This window comes from Sphingobacterium puteale, from assembly GCF_003627955.1.
Taxonomy (GTDB): domain Bacteria; phylum Bacteroidota; class Bacteroidia; order Sphingobacteriales; family Sphingobacteriaceae; genus Sphingobacterium; species Sphingobacterium puteale.
Genome location: NZ_RBWS01000006.1, coordinates 227,698 through 250,913, shown reverse-complemented (window position 1 = coordinate 250,913; position 23,216 = coordinate 227,698). Strand labels below are relative to the sequence as shown.

General features: G+C 36.6%; 21 protein-coding genes and 1 pseudogene. 7 read left to right on the top strand and 15 right to left on the bottom strand.

The features are described 5' to 3' along the window. Positions 1 to 147 precede the first annotated feature (147 nt). Positions 148 to 4,086, top strand: coding sequence for a hybrid sensor histidine kinase/response regulator transcription factor (locus tag D7322_RS08325; RefSeq protein ID WP_121123126.1), 3,939 nt, complete (start codon positions 148 to 150; stop codon positions 4,084 to 4,086). Between the two features lie 47 nt (positions 4,087 to 4,133). Here the strand turns inward: D7322_RS08325 and D7322_RS08320 are convergent, their stop codons facing one another. Beyond that, complete coding sequence (locus tag D7322_RS08320) at positions 4,134 to 6,128, bottom strand: glycoside hydrolase family protein (RefSeq protein WP_121123124.1); 1,995 nt, start codon at positions 6,126 to 6,128, stop codon at positions 4,134 to 4,136. Between the two features lie 343 nt (positions 6,129 to 6,471). Here D7322_RS08320 and D7322_RS28415 point away from each other — a divergent pair, with 343 nt between their 5' ends. Together D7322_RS28415 and D7322_RS08315 are read left to right on the top strand one after the other, a co-directional pair. Further along, positions 6,472 to 6,639: a hypothetical protein gene (locus tag D7322_RS28415; RefSeq protein WP_183078642.1), complete on the top strand. Its 168-nt coding sequence runs from the start codon at positions 6,472 to 6,474 to the stop codon at positions 6,637 to 6,639. A 1-nt stretch (position 6,640) separates the two neighbouring features. Beyond that, entirely contained in the window at positions 6,641 to 7,186 is a 546-nt protein-coding gene (locus D7322_RS08315; protein WP_121123503.1) for an HAD family hydrolase, read from the top strand. Between the two features lie 506 nt (positions 7,187 to 7,692). Here the strand turns inward: D7322_RS08315 and D7322_RS08310 are convergent. The 11 genes and pseudogenes from D7322_RS08310 to D7322_RS08255 form a co-directional block, all read right to left on the bottom strand. After that, positions 7,693 to 8,667: an aldo/keto reductase gene (locus D7322_RS08310; protein WP_121123122.1), complete on the bottom strand. Its 975-nt coding sequence runs from the start codon at positions 8,665 to 8,667 to the stop codon at positions 7,693 to 7,695. Positions 8,668 to 8,748: 81 nt separating this feature from the next. After that, positions 8,749 to 9,318, bottom strand: a complete 570-nt coding sequence (locus D7322_RS08305) for a Crp/Fnr family transcriptional regulator (RefSeq protein WP_121123120.1) — start codon at positions 9,316 to 9,318, stop codon at positions 8,749 to 8,751. A 75-nt stretch (positions 9,319 to 9,393) separates the two neighbouring features. After that, a complete protein-coding gene (locus D7322_RS08300) occupies positions 9,394 to 9,801 on the bottom strand; it encodes a helix-turn-helix domain-containing protein (RefSeq protein WP_220700041.1) in 408 nt (135 codons plus the stop codon). A gap of 80 nt (positions 9,802 to 9,881) precedes the next feature. Further along, positions 9,882 to 10,679, bottom strand: a complete 798-nt coding sequence (locus tag D7322_RS08295; RefSeq protein ID WP_121123116.1) for an SDR family oxidoreductase — start codon at positions 10,677 to 10,679, stop codon at positions 9,882 to 9,884. An 80-nt stretch (positions 10,680 to 10,759) separates the two neighbouring features. Continuing rightward, on the bottom strand, positions 10,760 to 11,644 hold the full coding sequence (locus D7322_RS08290; RefSeq protein WP_121123114.1) for a helix-turn-helix domain-containing protein: 885 nt from the start codon (positions 11,642 to 11,644) through the stop codon (positions 10,760 to 10,762). Positions 11,645 to 11,806: 162 nt separating this feature from the next. After that, positions 11,807 to 12,715, bottom strand: coding sequence for a helix-turn-helix domain-containing protein (locus D7322_RS08285; RefSeq protein WP_121123112.1), 909 nt, complete (start codon positions 12,713 to 12,715; stop codon positions 11,807 to 11,809). A gap of 9 nt (positions 12,716 to 12,724) precedes the next feature. Beyond that, a complete protein-coding gene (locus D7322_RS08280) occupies positions 12,725 to 13,078 on the bottom strand; it encodes a hypothetical protein (protein WP_121123110.1) in 354 nt (117 codons plus the stop codon). Between the two features lie 208 nt (positions 13,079 to 13,286). Then, on the bottom strand, positions 13,287 to 13,733 hold the full coding sequence (locus D7322_RS08270) for a DUF2147 domain-containing protein (RefSeq protein ID WP_121123106.1): 447 nt from the start codon (positions 13,731 to 13,733) through the stop codon (positions 13,287 to 13,289). Positions 13,734 to 13,797: 64 nt separating this feature from the next. Beyond that, positions 13,798 to 14,670, bottom strand: coding sequence for an SDR family oxidoreductase (locus D7322_RS08265; protein WP_220700040.1), 873 nt, complete (start codon positions 14,668 to 14,670; stop codon positions 13,798 to 13,800). Positions 14,671 to 14,966: 296 nt separating this feature from the next. Then, a pseudogene (locus D7322_RS08260) lies at positions 14,967 to 15,140 on the bottom strand (helix-turn-helix domain-containing protein); the annotation flags it as partial. A gap of 311 nt (positions 15,141 to 15,451) precedes the next feature. Continuing rightward, the gene (locus tag D7322_RS08255) at positions 15,452 to 16,417 is read right to left on the bottom strand and encodes a helix-turn-helix domain-containing protein (RefSeq protein ID WP_121123104.1); all 966 of its coding nucleotides are present in this window, start codon (positions 16,415 to 16,417) and stop codon (positions 15,452 to 15,454) included. An 87-nt stretch (positions 16,418 to 16,504) separates the two neighbouring features. Between D7322_RS08255 and D7322_RS08250 the strand changes: the two genes are divergently transcribed. After that, positions 16,505 to 17,689 carry an FAD-dependent monooxygenase gene (locus D7322_RS08250; RefSeq protein WP_121123103.1) on the top strand — a complete coding sequence of 395 codons (1,185 nt, stop codon included), beginning with the start codon at positions 16,505 to 16,507 and terminating at the stop codon, positions 17,687 to 17,689. Positions 17,690 to 18,236: 547 nt separating this feature from the next. On the opposite strand, the gene D7322_RS08245 is transcribed toward D7322_RS08250, so the two are convergent. Further along, positions 18,237 to 18,563, bottom strand: coding sequence for a winged helix-turn-helix transcriptional regulator (locus D7322_RS08245; RefSeq protein ID WP_245971290.1), 327 nt, complete (start codon positions 18,561 to 18,563; stop codon positions 18,237 to 18,239). Positions 18,564 to 18,755: 192 nt separating this feature from the next. Here D7322_RS08245 and D7322_RS08240 point away from each other — a divergent pair, with 192 nt between their 5' ends. After that, positions 18,756 to 19,490 carry an SDR family NAD(P)-dependent oxidoreductase gene (locus tag D7322_RS08240; protein WP_121123099.1) on the top strand — a complete coding sequence of 245 codons (735 nt, stop codon included), beginning with the start codon at positions 18,756 to 18,758 and terminating at the stop codon, positions 19,488 to 19,490. Positions 19,491 to 19,653: 163 nt separating this feature from the next. Here the strand turns inward: D7322_RS08240 and D7322_RS08235 are convergent, their stop codons facing one another. Both D7322_RS08235 and D7322_RS08230 read right to left on the bottom strand, forming a co-directional pair. Then, complete coding sequence (locus D7322_RS08235; protein WP_121123097.1) at positions 19,654 to 20,838, bottom strand: FAD-dependent oxidoreductase; 1,185 nt, start codon at positions 20,836 to 20,838, stop codon at positions 19,654 to 19,656. Next, on the bottom strand, positions 20,831 to 21,328 hold the full coding sequence (locus D7322_RS08230; RefSeq protein WP_121123095.1) for a transposase: 498 nt from the start codon (positions 21,326 to 21,328) through the stop codon (positions 20,831 to 20,833). The genes D7322_RS08235 and D7322_RS08230 overlap by 8 nt, the downstream gene beginning before the upstream one ends. A gap of 111 nt (positions 21,329 to 21,439) precedes the next feature. Between D7322_RS08230 and D7322_RS08225 the strand changes: the two genes are divergently transcribed. Continuing rightward, positions 21,440 to 22,414, top strand: coding sequence for a helix-turn-helix domain-containing protein (locus D7322_RS08225; RefSeq protein ID WP_121123093.1), 975 nt, complete (start codon positions 21,440 to 21,442; stop codon positions 22,412 to 22,414). A gap of 263 nt (positions 22,415 to 22,677) precedes the next feature. Then, positions 22,678 to 23,073, top strand: a complete 396-nt coding sequence (locus D7322_RS08220; protein WP_121123091.1) for a hypothetical protein — start codon at positions 22,678 to 22,680, stop codon at positions 23,071 to 23,073. Positions 23,074 to 23,216: the final 143 nt, after the last annotated feature.

The window sequence follows — 23,216 nt, the reverse complement described above, 5'->3', positions numbered from 1 at the left end:
AAGATAATATGGTTTAAATATGGATGAATTTAATTTTTCATCATTTTTTTTTGAGGAGCTGAACGATATTACAATTAAATAAACGATATTATATTTTTTAATCTATACATAGTTGTTTATTTGATAAATAAGCAAAGCCTAAAGAAAATGACTCTAAAAACGTTTTTCATATTTTGTTATCTACTGTTTACTTGTCTATCACTGGATGCACAGCATATCAGAAAATATAATAAGCTAACACAAGAAAATGGCCTTCTCTCAAATCGGGTAACCGCAATCTCCGAAGACCCTATTGGGCGTGTCTGGATAGGAACCAGCGACGGCATTAACCTATATGATGGAGCTCACATAATGGGTAATCCAAAGTCGATGAGTGATTCACTTTTTCAACCCGGCAAAATCATCGAAATTAAATCATTCAAACAGGAAATGATCATCGCTGCCGACAATGGCATATATTGCTATGATTTCACCACCAATAAATATAGGCTATTGATCAAAACTGAATTGCATAATACGTCGAAAGCCTTAGCCTTGACAACAGATGCTGTAGTAATACTCTGCAACAACACGTTATACAAATGGGCTGAACAAAAAATTTCTATACTCAATAACAATGTATATTTTAATAGGATTCAGGCGGATAATCAAGGTAACCTATGGGGAGCTACCTTCACCACCGTTGCTAAATGTGACAAAAAAGGGAATGTCTTAGCCAGTTTTAATTTCGCCGAGAGCTACGACAGGGATGTGCTCATCACCTCGCTGTACTGTGACAACAAAAATCTGATCTGGGTAGGAACAAAAAGACACGGTATCCTGCGCTTCGATCCCATCCAAAATAAATTTAAGGCGCAGCTACCTCAACCCGCACAGATCCAAAATGTATGTAGTATTGCCGAAGACGCAGAGGGCAGACTTTGGATAGGACATAACAAAGGTGTGGCTGTATTTGATTATATCAACCAGTATACAGAATATCGGATGTTGATAGAGAACTTTGACAATGAACTTAATTCTACAGTATGCGCAATCTACAAAAGTAAGTCTGATGACATGATATTGGGGACTTATTTTAATGGAGCATTCTGTCTCTCGAAAAATGATTCATGGTTAGATTTTTTACACGTCACCAATCCCGGAAGAGCCCGTGGAATCGTGATCAACAATATTCTCATGTCATCTAAAAAACAGCTTTGGGTTGCAACCAACGCCATCGGGATAAATGTATACAATGGACAATCACAGGTAATAAAAAGGTTTAATCAGGAAAAAAGCAAAATCAGTGATAATATCATATCACTAGAAGAAGATGCTCAGGGAAATATTTGGGCTGGTTCTGAATCAAACGGTTTATACTGTTTAGCTGATCAGGGAAGCAAAATCAAGCATTATCAATATGACAAGAACATCACGTCATCTTTACCGAATAATAGAATATTCTCCATCCGAAACCTCAACCAGGATTATCTACTTGTGGGGACAGATGGTTTTGTAAGCATATATGACCGCCATAAAGATAATTTTACAACTCTACTTAAAACGACTTCGACGATCAATGACATCATGGTAAACAATCATCTGATATGGATTTGCTGCCTCGATGAGATCGTATGTTATGATTGGAGCAAAAAGACAACTAAAATATATAAGAAAGAACTGAGTAAGGGAAATAGGATACAATTTCTTTCGATGCTCCTTGATGGAGAAAATGTCCTTTTAGGGACAAAGCAAAACTACCTTTATTTTATTGACAGAAATGGTCACCTACTTCCTTATCCCGGTCGAGGAAAAATCAATGTTCAAATACATGGTATCAAGAAAGACAACTTGAAGCGGTACTGGCTATCAACAACAAATGGCTTGTACTGTGTTGATACCGACCGGTCCATTAAAAATTTTAATGTCAGCTGGGGTTTAAACACGTCCTGGTTTAACGAACGCTCTGCCTACTATTACAATGACACCTTATACTTTGGGTCTGTTGATGGAATATGTTTTTTTAAGGCGCCACAGTTAGACCCACTTCCAACACATAAACCTTTACTCTACTTTTCTGATTTTAAAATATTTAATATCAGCCAACTTAGAAACAAAAAGTATTTTGAAAAAGGCATTGATCATACGAATGAAATCGTACTACCTTATGATCAAAATATGATTTCTATTGAAGTGAACCAAGTAAATTTCGATCCGCAAAGCCGCGAAAACTACCGCATATTTTATACTTTAAAAGACATTGACAAGCGTTGGTATGAACTTTCGAAAGCTTCAGGAACAATAACTTTTACTTCCTTAAAACCAAAAAATTACGAACTCCATATTAAGTTAGTAGATCTGAACAATAATATCATTGCGACAAAAAAAATGCTGATCAAAATCAAACCCCATTTCTTGTTGAGCAATATTATCCTGTGGGTATATGGGGCATTGGTTATTGTGGCCCTCATCCTATTTAGAAAGTTCTTAAAAAGACGGCATTTGAAAATCTTGAAGATAAAACTGGCTGAAGTAGAAACGTCTAAATTAGAGGAACTGAATAAAAGTAAGCTTGATTTTTTCACCTACATGTCCCATGAACTTAAGACTCCCTTAGCTATTATTATGGCGATACAGGAAGACCTTTTTTCCAATCATAAGATTGAAAACATCAAAGAATATGAAATCTCCCAAAAAAATATCAAACGGCTTACGTTCCTGATAAGTCAATTAATGGAATTTAGAGAAATTGAAAGCAGTAATTTGCCATTAAATACCGTTAACGGAGACCTGGTCACCTTTTGTCAAAATATCTTTTCGATGTTTGCGCCTTTATTCGACCGTAAAAACATTAAATATCGATTTGAAAACCCATCAACAGAAGTAAATGTCGACCTCGACTTTGACAAACTGGAAAAAATAATCAGCAACCTGCTGAGCAATGCGTTTAAAAACTGTGAGGTGGGTGGCCAGATAGCTCTTGTACTATGCGTTTCAAAAGATACCAATGAAGTTGTTATTCATGTAAGCAATACGGGCAGTTATATACCACCGGACCAGATTGAAAAAATATTTGAACCTTATTTCAGACAAAAGTCAACCGGCAATTATTATGACAATAATGGCATTGGTCTAGCTTTGGTCGTAGGTCTCACAAAGCGTATAAACGCACAGATCGATGTAAATAGCAGCATTGAAACTGGAACACAATTTTCACTCACTATACCGGTGGATAATTTTGCATCCGAGCTTCCGGATGACCCTGATCTCGAGTTAAATGCTACAATTGAGCTCATAGACGACGTGATTTACACTGATAACAGCCAAATAAGATTTGATGTTCCGTTGGAAGGCAATACGCATAAAATTCTTCTAGTAGAAGACCATACTGATCTGGCAGAACTATTTAAAAATAAATTACTGGAATCCTACCATGTCATCATCGCTCACAATGGACAAGAAGCTTTAGAATACATTAGGAATAATCCGATCGACATGGTGATCAGTGATATTATGATGCCCATCATGGATGGATATGAATTATGCAAGCATTTGAAAAGTAACCCGAAGACCAAACACATCCCGATTATCCTAATGACTTCTTATGATACGATTGCCAATAAAATCAAAAGTTATGAATTAGCTGCAAATGGATATATCAATAAACCCTTCAGCACGCAGGAGCTACTGGCTAAAATGGGTAGTTTATTAAAAAATAAAGCTACGCTACGCCATTACTACAGTCAGGCGGAGCCTTTACGAATTAAAGAAGAAGCAAACTCTCAGGAGGAAACTTTTATTTTAAAAGTGCAGGAGATTATCGTTAGAAACATTGCGGAAAATAATTTTTCAGTCCATCAACTAGCGCAGGAAATGCGTATTAGCAGAACCCAGTTGTATCTATTGCTAAAAAAAATAACAGATCTCACTCCTACTGATTTCATTATTAAAGTCAAACTTGATTATGCTAAAACCTTATTAAAAGACCCATCATTTAGCATTTCTGAAATTGCATATAAGTTAGGCTATTCCAATGCAAACTATTTTAGCAAGCAGTTTAAGGATTTCTTTGGTATAACGCCAAGCCACTATAGAAAGGCTAAATAATCACTATCCATTTCAATCCTGACGATTGAAATGGATAGCAAAAATGCTTATTGATATGCAATTTCTGGATTCCAGTATGTAGTATCCCAGCCTGAATTGGAACGCTGATCCACACGAAAGGATAATTCGTCGCCAAAGGTGACAGACACATTAATATCATGCCAAAATCCAGTGGTATTATTATAAACCACAGTCTGCCAGCTGCTGGATGGCCAGACCATCATATTATTTTTCCAAATGCTTACGTTGACACCATCTCCACCCCCGATATCATTTTTACGAACCAATCCGGTAATTTTTACGGTACCCGATTTTGGCGCATTCCAAACAAGGATCGGCTGGCTATTATCGGGATGAATATAGATGTTACCGCTACCGTTCCATATCGCGTCATAACTACCCGAACCACACCAATGGTTGGATCCGTCCGGATTCCAGCTCATCAAACTTGTTCCTATTCCAGCCTGCCAGTATTTATAGTACCACCTGCGGGTTCCTTGTACCGGCGAAAAATCGGTCGATGCATTATAGACATCGCTATTAACTGTTCCGGATGGACTGACAATCTTGACCGAATTCGCATACTGATTCATGGTCAAATGGCTATCTTTAAAATCTTTAACATAGTTACCGTTAATCTTAACATTCTCCAGGGTCACTCCTTCAATACGATGGCTGTCATTCCAACCGATCAATTTGATTTCGTTACTACCGCCAGATGTGGATGTAATATTCTTATAAAGTATGTTTGTCATTGCTCCAGGCCAATTCCAGTTTCCAGTCAACGAACCAAAATAAAATGTTTCATCCATCTGAACGTTTATCAGTCTTTTTGCTCTTTCTACCCGGATGTCTTCAAAGGTTATATCATTAAAATAGGTGCCATGTAAGGCAAAAATATTGATAGCGGAACGATCAGGGAGAACATCCGGATGATTTTTGTCATCGTAATTATATAGGATATCTATGTTTTGAAACTTAATATTCTGAAAATAGGCAGCGCGTGTTTCAGCACCGATACCGATGGTATTATTTGCATCAGCCCATAATTGTGCATTTTTGTAGGTTATATTATAAACGGGCAGTGAATTTGCAGGAATTTGATCCGACATTCCTTTGATGGCGACTGCATCATCTGCAGAGTGGATAAAAGATTTATCAAAAGTGATATCGTGACTGCTGTTGATATTAAATCCATCGGAACTGGCAAAATATGGGCTGACAGCTTTATAATTAGTTACATTTACAAAGGAACAATTGTGCATGGCAGAAGTCCAGCTTCCTATGTTTCGATTGACAATGATGTCTTTCACAGTCGAGTTGCTTACTGCGCCTAAGGCGAGGGCGATATCATCCGTGGGACTGTTGTAATCGTTGAGCAGAACGCCCCTACCCCTTATTGTCACATTTGACGCATTATCTATTTTTACTCTACCTCTGATAACGGCTCCGCCGCCGATATATAAGGTTTTTCCGGAACTCAAAGTCAGTGGCGGCTGTGCGCTCAAATCGTAATATCCTGGACCATAATACAAGACATTGGGATCTGTCGCTGATGGAATATCACTTTCTGGCTCCTGGGCAAATAAATGCAATACCTTTCCTTGGTAATCGTTGTCTAATACAAGTGATATATTGGTCGGCTGAGAGAGTGTGAAAGTAATCGTGTTGCCGGATCTCACCCCTGTGATACCCAATGATGAAGGCACTAATTTGAAGCTACTGAAGCCGCTGGAAGGGGTAACCGATATCGATACAGTACCGCTGAAATCAAAGTAACCATAACTAACGCTATTTCCCCAGCTGTTATTTCCGGCGTTATATAGGCCGACTGGATTTCCACCCGCACTAACTGTAAAGGCCGTTGACTTGTACTGATTTGGTAGACCGCTGGGCAAAGGATAAGTTGTTACTGCTGTGCTTAAATTAGCATGGACAGTCGAGTTTGCTGATTTCAGAAATTCAGCTTCTTCTTTTGAAGGTGCTATTTTGTTGCACGCGACAAAACATAGCCATAAAAATGGTAAAATAAATGATTTCATAGTTGATCTATAAGTGGTTAATTGTTATGTTAAGATAGAAATACTCCAGAAAAATTGCCACCAACTGATCAATTATTGAACAAAAGTGTAACACTTTAAACTTTATTAGTAGTAACAGTACATTAGATACCCAATAAAATTCAAAGTTGATTTTGTATTTGGATCATTTTGATTTAATTGGATTAGCAGTCTCAAGAGCTTTTCTGCGCTCAGCTCCTGCTAAACCTCTAGTTGATAAGGCAGAAGCTCAAAATCAAGAAATCTTTTCATGACCCAACTACTTCGCGAAAAATTTGTATGAAACCACTAGCGCATTGTTCCAATAATTCTTTATTTTTAGTCTATGAGTGACTATACTATTTCGCTTGTGCCTAAAGTGTCCAGGTACGCTGTTGATGAAGTTGTTGTAAATGATATTTTAAAGTGGTTCGTTTCGAAAGATATCGTCAAAGCTGAACTATCGGATTGCACATTGGGCAACTCGGGCTATGCAATTTCTGATGGTGCATAATATGAAGGAAACTCTTTTAGTATTGGATTTGGACGAAACATTGTTGTACGCGACAAAAGATAAGCTGATACAGCAGGAAGAATTTGTTGTAGGGCAATATTATGTATATGTCCGTCCAAATTTAGCCTATTTTTTATCAGAGATGGCTGGAGATTTTAAACTAGCCATTTGGAGCTCTGCGGATGATAGTTATGTGCATGAACTCGTTGATAAAATAAAACCAGCCGCTGTCGATTTTGAATTTATCTGGGGACGATCTCGCACGACAAAAAAACGGATGAGTTTGACTGATGAATACTATTACGTAAAAAGGTTATCCAAAGTAAAACGAAAGGGCTTCTTATTGGAAAGAACGCTTATAATAGATGACACCGCTGAAAAATCAATGCTGAACTATGGTAACGCAATCCAAATAGCTGAGTTCACGGGAAATGCTAACGATGATGAGTTACTCCTATTGGCTTCCTATTTAAAGAAATTTAAAAATGTTGAAAATGTCAGGAGAATTGACAAAAGATATTGGAGGAATAAAGAGATGTCCAGATAGATCATCTTTAATCCGGACTTACCTTTGATCGTTCGGACACGTTTGTTATCGTTTCACTCTTGTTCATTTTACTATAATCTGATTGATGCAGTAAAAATACAATGCATCAGAATGGACAATAGAAATAAGAGACAGAACTACGGGTTTCCGCGACGGAAAGTATTATAAATAAGATTAAAAAATAGAAGTGCAAAAAATGTTTTATCATTTATATCTATTATTATCAATAAGCCTGTTATCGCAGGCTTTTGCTGAGCCTCCTATTTTGGATTAACTCAATTTTATTCAATCATCCAACATTGATTTCTTGCACGCTGATCCGAAGATGGCTTTTGTCATTGATACAGTGGGAAATTTAGTACATGAAAAAGACAAATATGATTAAAGCATTGCCCAGAATAGCATCATACATAACGTTTTGTCAAACACGCTCTATTATTCCTTCAACCCCGCATTGCATAAAACCCATTGCCAGCTGTTTTTTGTGTCGGTCGTTACGTTGTTGTCTATTTTCTTTCTGCGGTGTCCCGTACTTGTACAGGATAGCGTTCGCCTACGATTTTGATTGTAGCCAATGCTGCATTTATTTTGCTCAATTCGTCATTCGTCAATAAAACGTTTGTTGCACCAATATTTTCTTGTAAACGATTCAATTTTGATGTTCCTGGGATTGGAACAATGAAAGGTTTTTGAGCCAACAACCAACCCAACGCAATTTGTGCAGGTGTGACATTTTTTTCTGTCGCTATGGAAGCAACCAAATCAACCAATGCCTGATTGGCTTCCCGGTTTTCTTTACTGAAACGTGGAGAAAAATTTCTTATATCGTCTTTGTCGAGTTCAACATTTGCGTTGATTGTCCCTGTCAAAAAACCTTTGCCTAATGGGCTGAACGGAACTAAGCCAATTCCTAATTCTTCCAATGTAGCAATAACCTCTGTTTCGGGTTCACGGTAAAACATGGAATACTCACTTTGCAAAGCCGTTACAGGCAAAACAGTGTGAGCCTTGCGAATGATTTCAGCAGGTGCTTCTGACAAACCAAAGTGTTTTACTTTACCTTGTTGAATTAAATCTTTTACTGTTCCTGCGACATCTTCAATTGGCACATTCGGGTCAAAACGATGTTGATAGAACAAATCAATTACGTCAGTTCGTAATCGTTTCAAAGATGCCTCGGCAACGGTTTTTATTGTTTCGGGACGGCTGTCTAACCCAAGTCTTACATTTCCGTCTTTGAAGCCGAATTTTGTTGCAATTACAACTTTATTACGAAATGGTTCAAGTGCTTCGCCAACCAACAATTCATTTTCGCCATAGCCTTGTGCCGTGTCGAAAAACGTAATGCCTAGTTCAGCTGCCGAGCGAATTAATTTTATACTTTCTTCTTTTGTCGGTGCGTTTGGAAAACTCAAACCCATTGCACCAAAACCCAATGCAGATACCTCTAATCCGCTGTTTCCTAATTTTCTTAATTTCATTTTTTCTTGATTTTAAAACTTGACACCACAAAGGTTGTTCAATAAAAAATGAAAACATTTGCCATTTGGCAAAAAGCGATTTTAGCGGATATTTTTTCTTATCCTGCTCAAAGACGATTGCGTAATCCCTAAATACGAAGCAATGTACGACAGCGGAACACGATTAACCAATGTCGGAAATTTTTGGATAAAATCAAGGTAGCGTTCGGTTCCGTCTTGCGAAATTAATTCACTTCTTCTTGTAATTTTTTCGCTGTGATGTTTGGTTACTATTTTTTGAACAATCGCATCCCAGCCAATGATGGTATCTAAAATTTCTTTCCAATCCTTTTTTGTAAAAACCACCAATGTACAATCGGTAATTGCCGACAAATATTCAGACGGAGTATAAACTTCATCAACCGTATTTCCCGATAAAATCAAATGGTTTTCGTCAATAAAATAACGGGTAATTTCTTCGCCTTTGTTGTTGTAATAAAACACACGGATTACACCATCGGTAAGAAATCCAATTTGTTTTACGGTTTTCCCAGCTTCCCAGTAATATTCGTCTTTGCAGATTTCAATTTCTGCCCCTTTGCTTCTAATGAGGTCAATTTGCTGTTTGTTCAAATTGCCAAACTGCAATATGTAATCAATAAATTTTTCCATTGTGCAAAGTTAGAAATTGTCGTTTGTTGGCATTTGTCATTTGGCAAAAAGTTGTGGTATTGTAGGATGGTTATTCTACTTTTCTTGCAATTTCGTTGGTGCGGTTCCGAATTCCTTTTTAAATGCTACAGAAAAATGTGATAAACTTCCAAAGCCCAAATCTAAATAGATTTGATTAGGTTTTTTGTTTTGCTGGAAGATTAATAAATGGACTTCTTCAAGTCTTTTTCTTGTTAACCATCGGCTTGGTGTTTCACCGAAAATGGTTTTAAAATCTCTTTTGAAGGCTGATAAACTTCTACCTGTTAAAATGGAAAATTGTTCGACACTTACATTAACAGCATAATTTTTATTCATAAATGCTTCCAGATTAATTTTCTCCTGTGGTGCATAATCAAACAAAATGGCTGAGAGTTCTGGTTGGTTTTTTAGTAAGATAATTAAAAGTTCCTGGTATTTCAAATCTTCAAAATCGGCATACACTACCGTTGTAATTTTTAAAGGAACAGCCGAATTTTAAAATCAGGTTGTTCCCAATTAAATATCAAAACAAATAGTATTATTTATATCATTTTAATACTATCAAGTCTTCTTTGCAAACCTGTAATCAGATTTTTTGTAGCTACTGAACCAATCGGCAAACGTAAGGGAGGATCTTGTAATGTAGTGCATTCAATAATCGCCTTTGCAACATCTGCAACATCATCCAGTTTACCAAAGCCTGTGTCGATAAGTTTTCGTATTTCATTAACTGAGGTACCTTGATAAGCTTCCATAGGTTCTGCAATGCTTAGACTGTTTCCAAAATTAGTACTCGTAGGTCCTGGCTCTGCAATGGTAAACCTAATATTAAATGATAAGACATCTTGGGCAGTAGCTTCTACAAAACCTTCAATTCCCCACTTAGAGGCGTGATAAAGACTGAATCCTGGATAGGTAATTTGCCCGCCTTCCGATGATACCTGAATAATATGCCCACCTTCAGGTTGCTTTCTTAAAAAAGGGATTAATGCTTTTATCAGCATGATGGAACCCAGTAAATTTATGTTCAGTTGTTTTATGATTGTCGAACTATCCAATTCCTCTACCGCTCCAAAAACACCTATTCCTGCATTGCTGACCACAATATCAAGTTGGCCTAATTTTTCATAAGCATTACTGACCGCTTTTTCGATACTTGTCAAATCCGTTAGTTCCAAATAATCCAAATAAAGTCTTCCGGGGTACTTTTCAACTAATTCCTTTAACAGTTCCGGCTTTCTTAGTGTAGCAAAAACTGTATGCCCTGCCTCTAAAAGTTGTTCTGTTAAATTACGTCCTATACCGCTTGATGCGCCGGTGACAAACCATTTTTTTTTCATAGTAGTTCTTATTTATAGGGCAAATTTCGAACTAACCGTGTATTAGTAGTTAACGAAATAAAAACCGATAGTTATAAAAATCAAACTTTTCTATATAAAGATGGAGATATACCTTCGAACTTTTTGAAAAAGCCGGAAAAGTGGGTAAGCTCACGAAATCCCAAAATATGGCAAATTTCGGAAATATCAAGATCGGTATACTTTAAGAGCAGCCTGGCTTCCTGTAAAAACCGTTCTTGGATAAGTTGCTTTGTTGAGCTTCCCATATTTACCTTCAGAATACGGTTAAGATAGTTTGGATGTACAGACAATGCCTCTGCAAAATCAGAAGCTCTATTTAAAATGTGCCCACTCGGTATTATTGCTTTATTAAACTGCTGTTCGAGTAAATCCAGAAATGCTTTAACAATACGTGTCGAAGTTTTATTATGCCTGTCTACGTTCGATTTTTGAGGAGACAACTTCGAAGCAAAATGAAGAAGTTCATATATTTTACTCCTAATGAAATCATACTTATGCTCATTATGGCTATCATACGTATCTTCCATTTCATTAAAAATGTTATCTAAGCGAAAAAATTGTTCCTCCTCCAATTCAAACACTTTTAATCCATCCTGTTGAAAAACGGAATATGATCCCAAAGAACCAAAATTATGAAAGAAGTCAGCATCAAAAATACAATAAACCCCGCTGTGTTCCCCATCATTTGGTATCCAGTTATACGGGTTCAAAGGATTAGCGAAGAAAATTGCGTTTTTCTTGATTTCATAGGTCTCTTCAGCAAAATGAATGTTATAGGAGCCCTTCAGTAAATTTATCTTATAGAACGACCTCCGGTTATAAGGTATAGGTTGTAAAGCACAGGGATCCTTTTCTGTGATCCGTAGAATATTAAAATTGCCTGGACTAGATTTGTGTCTAATTTCCGATTTATCTAAAAAGTCATTTATATTAATACTCTGCATCCTCCAAACTTATAAAAAACAAACTATTTTGCAATTCTTATTCCAATCTTTTTCTCGGGTAATTGCATATAAGATAAAATTCCTTACCGATACGATTCTGAAATTTATCCGATGCATCTTTTGCTATTTCAACTACTGCATAGTGGCAGTCCTACAAAGAGCTTAATTAAACCTCGCCCTAAACTCTAAAGGACTTTCCTTAACCTTGCTTCTAAACAACTTGCTGAATGATTGTAAATGTTCAAAGCCTAATTCGTAAGCAATTTCGCCAACTGAAAGGTCGGTAGTAGATAATTTTTCTTTCGCTTTTTCAATTAGTTTGTCGTGAATGTATTGTTGTGTGCTTTGTCCTGTCAGCGTTTTGAGTAAACTACGCAAATAGCTTGGCGAAACATTTAAGTTGTCTGAAATATATTGAACTGTCGGCAAACCTTTTGTTACCAAATCATCGTTGTTAAAATAGTCGGAAAGTAGTTTTTCCAATCGGTCAAGAATTTGATGATTGGTTATTTTTCGGGTAATGAATTGTCGCCCGTAAAATCGTTCCGCATAGTTCAGCAACGTTTCAAGATGCGAAATTATAATGTCTTGGCTAAACTTGTCAATGTTTGCGTGATATTCGTTTTTGATGTTTTCTACAATGTCGTTGATGAGGTTTTCTTCTTTGTCAGAAAGAAATAATGCTTCGTTTACGGAATAGTCAAAGTATTCATATTTCTTTATTTTTTGGGCTAACGAAGTTCCCCATAAAAAATCGGGGTGTATAAACAACATCCATCCTTCTAGGTTTGGTGGTATCCCGCCTTCTTCACCGCGTAGTATCTGCCCTGGTGACATAAACGCCATTAAACCTTCATCAAAATCATATTTTTGTTGTCCGTAAAGAAGTTTATCGCATCCCCTTTTCAGCGATACGACATAAAGGTCAAATATTACCGCATTTATACCTGAACCATTTTTCAGCCCTGATACATCAATTATACCAATGAGCGGATGATGCGGCTTTGAAAGCCCCATTAAACGGTGTATGTCTGTTATGGATTGTATTCTATATGGTTTCGTATCTGCCATAATACAAAGTTAGTTTTTAAACGGATATTTCAGCCATATCATTACCAAAGGAATTATCAAGAACGGAATTTCTATCAAAGCTATTTTAAAATTTCCCACTTTTAGTGATAACGCCATAATGAGAAGAATTGACATTGCATTCAAGACATTCCCTAAGAAAAATGTTTTGGGTGTCAGCAATAAAACGCCAATCGCAATGGTTAAAACGCCAAAGAACGGTATAAACAATTCACTTATACCTAACTCACTCAACATTTTTAGTGTTTCGTGATTTTTCTTGTAGTTAAATGTATCCCAGCCGTGTTTGAAACTTAATACTACCGAAACAATCAGCAACACTAATGAAATTATGTTCTTTATCATTTAAGATGTAGTTTTATTAAAAACGTAACCCGATACTATTGCAATCGGAAGACCAATTAAAGCATTTCTGAACGTTTTTTTTGCTTTGTTTGGAAATGGTTTTCTGTGTTTTACATACAGGAAAAATCCGATTGGTGGTAACATTTGCGAAAGCATAGACCAAAGTCTTGACAATTCGTCTTTGTTGTTTTCGCCTTTCATTTTTGTTTTATTGAACTCGTTTAAGTTTCATTGTTTTTCCAAATAGAGAAAAACCAACATAGCCACGAAAATCCATTTCTTTTTCATTTTTTAATATTGCTTTTACGCTGTAATTTCTGCCTTCCGAAGGGTTGTATAGATTACCGCCGGTGTATTCGCCATTTTCATAAGAAAGGTTGGTAATGTTGGTTATGCCGTATCTTGACCTGCTACGCAGGTTTTTGTCGGGATTTTTGAAATCTTTTTTTGGTGTTTTTCCGTCTCCTTCAAACATATTTGAGGCGTATAATAACTTACCAAAGTATTTATCGTCTGATTTATAAAACTCAAATTTTAACTTTGGGTCAGAATCCACACTTTCCCAAACCCCGATTATTTTATCGGCAGGCAATGCCTGTGCAAAGGTCGCAACCGATACAAGTAGTATTGTGACTATAAAAAGCAATTTTCTCATTTTTCTTATTTTTGATTGTTCTTGTTTAACTCTTTAAATTTTTTAAAAGCTCTGTGTCCAAATTTCAAAAGGAATTTGGGAACTCAATCTTTGCTAACTTTTGCGATACTTCCCATAATTTTAAAGAAACATCCAAATTCTGTGCTTGTGCTGGTATTCTTGCAATAGATGGAAATCCACGGGTTTCGCTCATTTTGTTTGGTCCGTAATACAATCCGCCTTTAGCTTCTGGAGCGGTAGCTGCAAATAATGTTGGCAAGGCTCCTTGTGCAGATGGCTGGAACAAAAATGGAAGACAAGTTCTCGCCATTCCTGCGGCAGTCCATCGCCCTGCACCTGTAATGAGTAGGTTGGTCCGAGAAATACCCGGATGGGCGGCAATACTGGTAACGCCCCAATTATTCTTAACACTTTGGCGTTGCAGCTCGAAGGCAAACATAAGGTCTGCTAGTTTTGATTGCCCATAAGCTACCATTGGTTTGTAGAAAGATTTTGATTGAAGGTCGTCAAAATTAATTTTCCCGTCTCTAGCTGCAACGCTTGATAAGGTAATTACTCGGGCATCTTCGGCTTTAAGAAGTAAAGGAAGCAATTGGGCTGTTAAAGCGAAATGACCTAAATAATTAGTGCCAAACTGAAGCTCAAATCCGTCTTTGGTTTCGAGACGTTTTGGCGGTGTCATTACGCCAGCATTGTTGATGAGAAGATCTATGGCTTGTCCACTTTCTATCATTTTATTAGCAAATGCTTCTATAGATGACAAGTCTGCAAGGTCAAGTTTTTCAAAACTTATTTTTGCATTTAGATTGGTCTGTTTAATTTTTTCGATTGACTCTGCCCCTTTTTGTGGGTTGCGTCCTAACATTACTACAGTCCAACCAGCAGATGTTAAGGCTTTTGCGTCTTCAAATCCGACTCCTTCTGTGCTACCTGTCACTACGGCTAATCCTTATTTTCTTTGTGGAATATTAGATGTGTTCCAATTTTTTGTTGCCATAATTTCTGTCTTTTAGTTTAAGCAAAGTTGCAACTACTTAAAAAAACAGATTTAGCCAAAACGACTTTTGTGTTAGTCAAAAGTGATTTGTCAACGAAAACAGTCAAATGGTTTGGGATGGTGGGTGGGCTTGGTATTCCGTTTTTGTCTATCGGTTAATGTCTGCACGGTGTTACCAGCACGGGCTTTTGTCGGTCTTTGTTTGTCGCTTGTCAGTTAAATGATCGCCTAAACTCTTAAGCCGATTGATTGGTTTTGCTTCTGAAAAGTCTGCTGAAAGCCTGTGAATGTTCAAATCCCAATCCGTAAGCAATCTCGCTGATTAAAAGGTCTGTTGTAGAAAGTTGTTCTTTGGCTTTTTCAATCAGTTTGTTGTGTATGTGTTGTTGTGTATTTTGTCCGGTAACCACAACGGTCAAGAATAAGCGTAGTGCGGGGTATTATGGACTAACTCACTGTCTGCATACGGCAAGTTTATTAGGAGCAAAATGCTCAATTTTAGCCGTTCAGACTCCATTACGCAAAACCGATATGTTTGTTGCACAACTCCAATATGTTTTAATTTACTTGATAAATAGGTCTATATTGGGTGTTTTTAAGTATGCAAGGATACAAAAAATTCACTCCCCAATTATTTTATCAGACGAGTTTGGATAGTTTAATTCCCCAGGATATCAACTCACCAATTGATACCTACTGAATTTAAGGGAATGGAAGGGGACTAATGTTTATTCATATTATTCTGAGTCCATTTCTTCGGTGTGGATCCAAAATGTCCCGCAAATAATCTACCGAAATAACTTAAATTACTAAAACCCAACTGGTAACCGACTTCAGAAACCGAGAGATGTTCTTCTCGTAAAAGTCTTGCTGCCTCTTGCATACGCAGATGCTGATAATAATCAAATATACCTTTACCAAATACTTGCGTGAAAAGTTTCCGAAGTTTAATGACATTCATACCGCTTAAATGCACTAACTCGTCCTGAAGAAACGGTTTGTCTATTGAAGCTGCGATTTTGTCCCGGACACGATAAACCGATTCCAGTTCATATTTTGACAGATGTTGATGTGCAACATTTGCTCTTCTTGATAGGTTTTTAAACAAATAAAATAGTAGTTCAAGCGACTTTAGCCTGTAGAAAGCATCTGATAGTGTATCCGGCATTTTTGTAATCGAAATCTCATTGGCCACTTCTGCTATTTCCGGAGACATGAACTCCTCAATCCAAAGTGTTTTTTCATTATTAAAAAGATAATCGAATTTTTTATGGTCTTTTCCGATAAAGCTTTTCAAATAATCAAGACTTATAATTATGGTTACCTGCTGAATATTTATATCTTTTGGAAAGCAAACGTCACTTTCAACATGCAGCGGGATAATGCGTACGTGTGGTTGTGTTTGTTGTAATTCTATGTCTTTGACAGATGTGTCTGATCGAGAATGAATAATATTTTGAAATGAAATAGATATTCCGTTTTTAAAAGCCGTTATAGGTTTTCTCCGAATACAGAATGTTTTCTTCGCCACTACAGAGCGAACCATAACTAACATATCGGGCAATAAATCTAAGATTTTCAGCTCATTGAGATGAAGGATATCTAATTCAGATCTGGATGGTGTGAGCGAAACGCCTAATCGCTCCACCCAATAGTACATCTCTTGTTTCTTTTTATTATCACTCATTTTATCGGACTATTTTTATTTTTTAATGCGATATTTTAGCATTAAAAGTATAAATAAATTTGCAATATCAATTTAAAAATAGAAGAAATGAAAAAACACATTTTAATATCCGGAGCAGGGATTGCAGGTTTAACAGCTGCTAACTTTTTGGCAAAACAAGGTCATAACATTACTGTAATTGATAGATCGCCTTCATTCAGTAAAGCAGGATTTCTTATTTCCCTCAAGAGTTTCGGTGTAAAAATCATGGACGAATTGGGGCTAACTCAAAATCTACAAGCAGAATCATCACCCTCTGAAACGGTTCATTTTGTAGAAACTAATGAGCAAATCATTCAAAGCATTGAATATGATAAAATGCATGAGAATATTGAACGTTCCGTTCTTATAACTCGTGGTGGATTACATTACGTTTTGTATGAGGCAATCAAAAACGATGTAAATATATTTTTTGACACAACGATTTCACAACTGGAAGATAAATCAGATAAGACAAAAGTTACACTTTCAAACGGAAGTTCGATAGATGTTGATTTAGTCATTGTTTCCGAAGGATTGCGTTCCCCAACAAGAGAACGGTATTTTACCAATTACCAATTAGAAGATTTCAATACGCTTTATGTAGGAGGAAAATTAAAACAAAACCATGGAAAGCAAGTTGGTGTATTTAAGGTCTATATAGATGTCAACAAAATGCTGTCCATATACCCCATAGCAGAGGAAGAAATAGCCATTCAGTGTTACATCCGTAGCTCCGAAGACATTGGCTATATTAAAAATAATGCCTCATCTATTCTTAAGGGTACGTTTGCTGATTATAATCCGGAAGTAAAGCAATTATTAGAAAATTTTTTGGACGATGGCTTGTTTTTTATGGATAAAATGGGCATGGTAAATGCTCCAAACCTGCGTAATGGCCGTTTGGTTTTGTTGGGAGACGCAGGTTATTGCCCTACGGCTTTATCAGGAATGGGAGCCTCTCTGTCTATTTATGGGGCAAAGGCACTGGCACACTATATTGCGGAATATCCGGATGATATCTTAACCGCCTGTGATAGCTATAACACATTGATGCAGCCTATTGTAGAAAAATTTCAGACCAATGCAAAGAATAATGCGGCATCTTTCCTTCCTAAGAGCGAAGCAGATCTGGAGAAGTTTGTTAACGGATTCCGTGCTGCTGATGATAAAGCCGTTCAAAAAATAATGACTGAACCGATTGTACTTACAAAAGATCAGGAAAACTTTATATTGAATTGTAAATTAAAATAATTCTTTATCGATTTAAGACAAAAAATAATTGAGATTAATACTTGTTAAAAGTCTTCTCCTTCCATAATTTTTGCTTACATAGATTTAAAGAGTGATTATAAGGAGGCTTATTATTAAGCTTTCGAAGTTGTAAAATTTTCAACCTCGAAAGCTGTTTTTTTTATTATCATTAAAATCACAGATAGTATAGCCCGGAGCAATACCTCCGAATTAATTATCATTAAGTTGAAGATATTCAATTACTTTTCCGTCTTTTTGTTCTACTATAAATTGAACTCCTGTACTGACTCTGTTAACTGGAATAATTATTCTTTTTGACTCTTTTTCAAGTATTTTCCAAAAAGCTTCCAAATCGTCAATTACAAATATTGCATTAACCATGCTGTATCTCCAGCGCTTCAGGCCCGTCTACAGCACCCAAAATAACAAAATGATCCACTAAGTTTAAACTTGGCTTGAAACCTTCAGGTTATAACACAACAGATGATAGAGGAAATAACCTGAAGTCCTGTTCAATCTCACTTCGAAGAAGCCGGAAAAATTGATATTACTTCCCGACAATCACTCTTCGATGTTCAATTCCCCATTCAGCCAAAGTATTGATGATTTTTTTTAACGTCAAACCGTATTCTGTTAATTGATATTGAACTGTTATCGGCTGCGTATCAAGAACTATGCGTTTAATGAGCTGGTTCATTTCCAGTTCTTTGAGCTCTTTACTGAGCATCTTATTGGAGATACCTTTCACATCGTTTAAAATATCAGAAAAACGTCGTTTGTTGTAATAACAAACTGACGATATTATTGAGATTTTCCATTTACCATTCAACACATCCATGGCATCGTGAACAGCCATAATATGTTTTCTGTTCATGTCGTTATTAGAGCATTCAATTTCCATCATAAGTTACCTCGTTACCCAAAAGTTACCGTTACTTTTAGTTACAAAGTTACCAAAATAAATTTAATCAAATTAACTTTGCATAGTAAAAGAAATCGATTTCAAAAATAAACAGTTTAAAAAGTCTTGACAAGAATTGAATTTTAACTATCAAAAATTTAAAAAATGAATTTCACAAATAAAAACGTTGTAATTACAGGCGGAAGCGCAGGAATTGGATTAGCCACCGCTAAAACATTTATTGAAAAAGGAGCAAATGTATTGATAACAGGCCGAAATATGGATAGCCTGCAAACAGCATCAGCAAGTATCAATAGCCCAAAATTGAAAAATTTGGCTTCGGATACGTCCAAACTGGCAGATATTGCGAAATTGGCGGAAACAGTTGCAGATAGCGGAAAAAAAGTGGATGTGCTTGTTTTGAATGCGGGAATAGCAAAGCAATATTCAATTGAAGATACAACCGAAGAAGTTTTTGATGACCTATACAACATCAATGTCAAAGGACTATTCTTTACTCTGCAAAAATTAATTCCTCATTTAGCAGAAGGAGCTTCGGTCGTTCTGCTCTCATCAGGCGTGTCTGTCAGCGGATATGCACAAATGGGGGCTTACGCTGCAACAAAAAGTGCGGTCGATGCGATTGCTCGTACTGCAGCCACTGAACTGGCCGACAGAAAAATAAGGGTGAATGTGGTTGCTCCCGGATTGACGGATACACCTATGAATCATCAAACGCCTGAAGATATAAAAAATGCTATAGCGGCAGCAGTTCCATTGAAACGAATCGGACAAGCTGAGGAAATTGCTAACGCAATTGTTTTTTTGTCTTCAGACGAAGCCTCTTATATTTCGGGTTCATACCTAGCCGTAGACGGAGGTGTTACGATTCGTAGATAACTATGCGATCTTTATGATATACTTAGTTTTTGTCAACTAAGTATATCATATCTAATCTCGGAATACAACGGTCCTAATCATCCTACTCACTTTCGGGATCTCCTGAAAAATTCGCAAGAAATGGCTTCCGTCCTAAATATTTGTTTAAGTTTTGGGAACTGCCTTAGCTCCCATTCTTCTGTGAATAGATCCAACTATATATCCAGTCAAGCTGTTTGATTTGTTTTTTAATAAAAAAGCCGATTAAAGTATCACGAAACCAGGCTGCTATTGGATTGATTTTTGTTTTGGTATTCCCTACTTTCCTTGCACTACTTATTATCCGCTCTACCCTGGACTGACGTTCGGTCTGAAAAAGCCGAAAGGCAGGTGCAAAGTCTTTGTGTAATTTTAATAGTTCAGCAATTACAATCGTGTCTTCCAATGCCAAGGAGGCTCCCTGCCCAATATGTGGAGAGATACCGTGTGCCGCATCTCCAATAAGACAAACCCTACCTTTATACCAATGTAAAAGCTTAGGTACATCATAAATAGGATATGCAATAATTTGATGGCTATTTTTGATTATTTTGGAGAATAAAGGATCGTCATTCTGATGAATGTTTGCTAAACAGCCCTGAATTTCGGTATTTAATGTTTTTCCTAATTCTTTTGGTTTCGGTTCCTGTTCTCTAAAATAATTATTAAACCACCAAACTTCACCTTTGTCGGAAACTGAATAAGCAAAAAATCCCCTTTCGCCAAAGTTCATGCGTATGGAATCCAACGGTTCGGAAAGTTCAGGGATATTTGCATACCCCCCAGTGGAAATGACTTTCGTATACCTAATGGCAGAAGCATTCGGGAATAATTGATTTCTAACTTCGGAAAACATTCCATCACAAGCCAACATAATGTATCCAGCAACCATTGTTCCATCATCAAAATATGCTGTTAACTGTTCATTAGTCTCCTGATATCTGACAAATTTTTTGTTGTACCATATTTTTATACCGGCTTCTTTAGCAGCTAACCGGACGTATTTATTGAGGTTTGCTCTTTTGATCTGAATTGTTTCTACACCATATTGTTGTTTCTGATAGGCCGTATCGAGTTTTGCTATTTGCTTTCCTTTAGAATTAAAAAACCTCATTGTGCCGGGAGTATAATCTTCCTTGAGCAGTTTTAAGTCAATAAATTCTTTCAATACATTCAAGCCATTGGGTGTAAGGCCCAAAAAGGCTCCCTCTTTTGTATTGTCTTCTGATCTCGCTTCAAATATTTCAACATTAAAACCTATTTTTTTCAGTTGTAAAGCTAGTATGGGGCCGGCTACGCCGGCACCGATAATGAGTACTTTTTTATCCATTGTTTTCCTCTTTTATTTTTAATCCGGATATGAGCAATAAGTTCAATGCAAAAAAAATGGCGACGCGCACGTAATTTAAATTACGCCATTGAGCCGCTTTTTCCTGTAAGTTTATATCCAGGGTATCGCTATATGAAAGTTGCTGGAATTCGGTGATAAGAGGCGCAAAATACGTTAATGTCCATATCCGAACTGCTATATGCGCAACAAAAAGCGGTACCATTAACTTTCTACGACTCTTTATCCCCCAATTAAAAATCAACGCTGTGATAAATACCGATTCATGAATTCCATGGACTATTATCCAAAACATTTTAAAATCCAGCCCGTAAGGTTTTTGAAAAAATATGAATGAAGAAGGCGGAGCTGCTGTCCATGCAGGAACCATTATAGCGGTTTCCCATAACTGCGCTCCATTCATAATAAAGTAAGCACAGATTGAATAAAATAGCCATCGGGTAGCTTTCGGGTATTGGTATGTATTTCCCATTTTTCTAAACTTTTTAAATTTATTTCTTACATTCACTCACTTGGCAAAAGTACCGCGCCATCGAAAAAAGCGCTTGCAAAAAAAGGAGTTAAACTGGTAAATTAGGGCATAATGGGATTTGAACTGAAAAATGATAAAAAGGCTTTTAAAATAGCCTTTGACGAAAATGATTTTGGCGATCATGGTTTTAAAGAAAATGCCTTTAAAACGAATATTCCCTTTGGACAATTAACTGCCAGACAATGGCTTTTTGATGGCATCAAGATCTTATATTCCGAAACTAATATTGATCAACCGACCGAATTGGATTGGAAAGGAGATTCAGAACTGGTAACCATGCACTTTAATTTGCAAGGAAGAACTTCAATAGTACAGAACGGAATGAGCAATTCTTTTGATTTAAATGGTAATCAGCACAATTTATTCTATGGCACCAAAGCTACAGGTAAAATGAAGTTTGATGGTTTGCAGATGAAATCATTTATGGTGCAATTTCAAAAAGATTCTTTTTTAACAATATCAAAAGATGGAAACGAATCCCTAAAGCAGTTTGCGGATAAAATAGTTTCAGGAATTCCGGTCGCTTTTTCAGATGCTAGTCTAAATATTGATCTGCCGATACAAACCTGTATCCATTCGATTCTGAATTGTGATTATTCCGGTGGGCTAAAGAGATTGTTTCTTCTCTCAAAAACCATTGAGTTGCTTGTTTTGCAAGCAGAGTCTTTAAATATCCTTCAAGATTCATCATCAACATACATAAAACATGATTATGATAAAGAACGAATTGTATATGCCCGTGATTATTTGGTTAAGAATATTCAGTCGCCCCCAACCTTGATAGAATTAGCGAGAATAGCCGGTGTTAACGAATATAAACTAAAACGAGGCTTTAAGGAAATATTTAATCAAACAGCGTTTTCTTATTTATCTGACCTACGTTTAGATCTCGCAAAAAATGATCTATTGGAGGGCAAAAAACAGGCCACTGAAATAGCGTTTGAGTTGGGATACTGTTCCTTACAGCACTTTAGTAAGGCATTCAAGAAAAAGTTCGGTATGGCACCAAGTAAAGTTAGACGTTGAGGTAGGGTTATTTTTTAGCCAGCGTTCTATTTTATCGAATATGGTGTTTTATTTTCTAAAAGAAGCAGCCTCATAGATATACTAAATTGAATGTTTGTTTTCGTATATCGAGAAGCGCAAGAATATGATTAATGCCATTGAAGTTAATGTTCCATAAATCGAAATATCTCTTTGGACAAGAAAACTTCTGAAAAAAGTAAGAACAATGAAAATATTTGATAGTAGAACAGATTCAACAATATTTTTTAATAATTTTGTATAGGATGAAGAAATTGCTTGCTATTTGCTTTTTGACGATCTATATTGTCTCTGCAACCGAAATTGCGCAGTTGTTGCGGTTTCCGTTGTTGATAGAGCATTATTTCGAGCATAAGGAAAAAAATCCGGAACTATCTGTCCTCGATTTTCTAAAGATTCATTACAATGGAGATCATCTGGAAAACCATCCGCATGATGACGACTATGAGGAAGATCAAAAACTTCCATTTATGATGCATGCGACTTCATATTATGCTGTTTTTATCTGCCCACCGACTATAGAAGTGGATATTCATAACAGCTCCATACTAACGAAAGATAATACTACTCCCATCCGGAACGATCATTTTATAGCCGATACCTTCCTAACTTCCATATGGCAACCGCCAAAATTCTGTTAATACATTCCTCTTTTTATTATTTCGGATAAAGACATCCGTAGTTCAACAGCTTTCTTGACAGTAAAAAACCATAATTTCTGTATGCGAATACGGAAGTACTTTTCAATGTCAATATATTACTGTGCACGAGTGTCTTTGTCAAA

What these genes read in the sequence shown, in the direction of transcription:
- D7322_RS08325 (WP_121123126.1), top strand. Translation starts at nt 148, where the DNA reads ATGACTCTAAAAACGTTTTTCATATTTTGTTATCTACTGTTTACTTGT.
- D7322_RS08320 (WP_121123124.1), bottom strand. Translation starts at nt 6,128, where the DNA reads ATGAAATCATTTATTTTACCATTTTTATGGCTATGTTTTGTCGCGTGC.
- D7322_RS08310 (WP_121123122.1), bottom strand. Translation starts at nt 8,667, where the DNA reads ATGAAATTAAGAAAATTAGGAAACAGCGGATTAGAGGTATCTGCATTG.
- D7322_RS08285 (WP_121123112.1), bottom strand. Translation starts at nt 12,715, where the DNA reads ATGGCAGATACGAAACCATATAGAATACAATCCATAACAGACATACAC.
- D7322_RS08255 (WP_121123104.1), bottom strand. Translation starts at nt 16,417, where the DNA reads ATGAGTGATAATAAAAAGAAACAAGAGATGTACTATTGGGTGGAGCGA.
- D7322_RS08280 (WP_121123110.1), bottom strand. Translation starts at nt 13,078, where the DNA reads ATGATAAAGAACATAATTTCATTAGTGTTGCTGATTGTTTCGGTAGTA.
- D7322_RS08305 (WP_121123120.1), bottom strand. Translation starts at nt 9,318, where the DNA reads ATGGAAAAATTTATTGATTACATATTGCAGTTTGGCAATTTGAACAAA.
- D7322_RS08270 (WP_121123106.1), bottom strand. Translation starts at nt 13,733, where the DNA reads ATGAGAAAATTGCTTTTTATAGTCACAATACTACTTGTATCGGTTGCG.
- D7322_RS08230 (WP_121123095.1), bottom strand. Translation starts at nt 21,328, where the DNA reads ATGGGAAATACATACCAATACCCGAAAGCTACCCGATGGCTATTTTAT.
- D7322_RS08295 (WP_121123116.1), bottom strand. Translation starts at nt 10,679, where the DNA reads ATGAAAAAAAAATGGTTTGTCACCGGCGCATCAAGCGGTATAGGACGT.
- D7322_RS08220 (WP_121123091.1), top strand. Translation starts at nt 22,678, where the DNA reads ATGAAGAAATTGCTTGCTATTTGCTTTTTGACGATCTATATTGTCTCT.
- D7322_RS08245 (WP_245971290.1), bottom strand. Translation starts at nt 18,563, where the DNA reads ATGAACAGAAAACATATTATGGCTGTTCACGATGCCATGGATGTGTTG.
- D7322_RS28415 (WP_183078642.1), top strand. Translation starts at nt 6,472, where the DNA reads ATGAGTGACTATACTATTTCGCTTGTGCCTAAAGTGTCCAGGTACGCT.
- D7322_RS08290 (WP_121123114.1), bottom strand. Translation starts at nt 11,644, where the DNA reads ATGCAGAGTATTAATATAAATGACTTTTTAGATAAATCGGAAATTAGA.
- D7322_RS08250 (WP_121123103.1), top strand. Translation starts at nt 16,505, where the DNA reads ATGAAAAAACACATTTTAATATCCGGAGCAGGGATTGCAGGTTTAACA.
- D7322_RS08315 (WP_121123503.1), top strand. Translation starts at nt 6,641, where the DNA reads ATGAAGGAAACTCTTTTAGTATTGGATTTGGACGAAACATTGTTGTAC.
- D7322_RS08235 (WP_121123097.1), bottom strand. Translation starts at nt 20,838, where the DNA reads ATGGATAAAAAAGTACTCATTATCGGTGCCGGCGTAGCCGGCCCCATA.
- D7322_RS08240 (WP_121123099.1), top strand. Translation starts at nt 18,756, where the DNA reads ATGAATTTCACAAATAAAAACGTTGTAATTACAGGCGGAAGCGCAGGA.
- D7322_RS08225 (WP_121123093.1), top strand. Translation starts at nt 21,440, where the DNA reads ATGGGATTTGAACTGAAAAATGATAAAAAGGCTTTTAAAATAGCCTTT.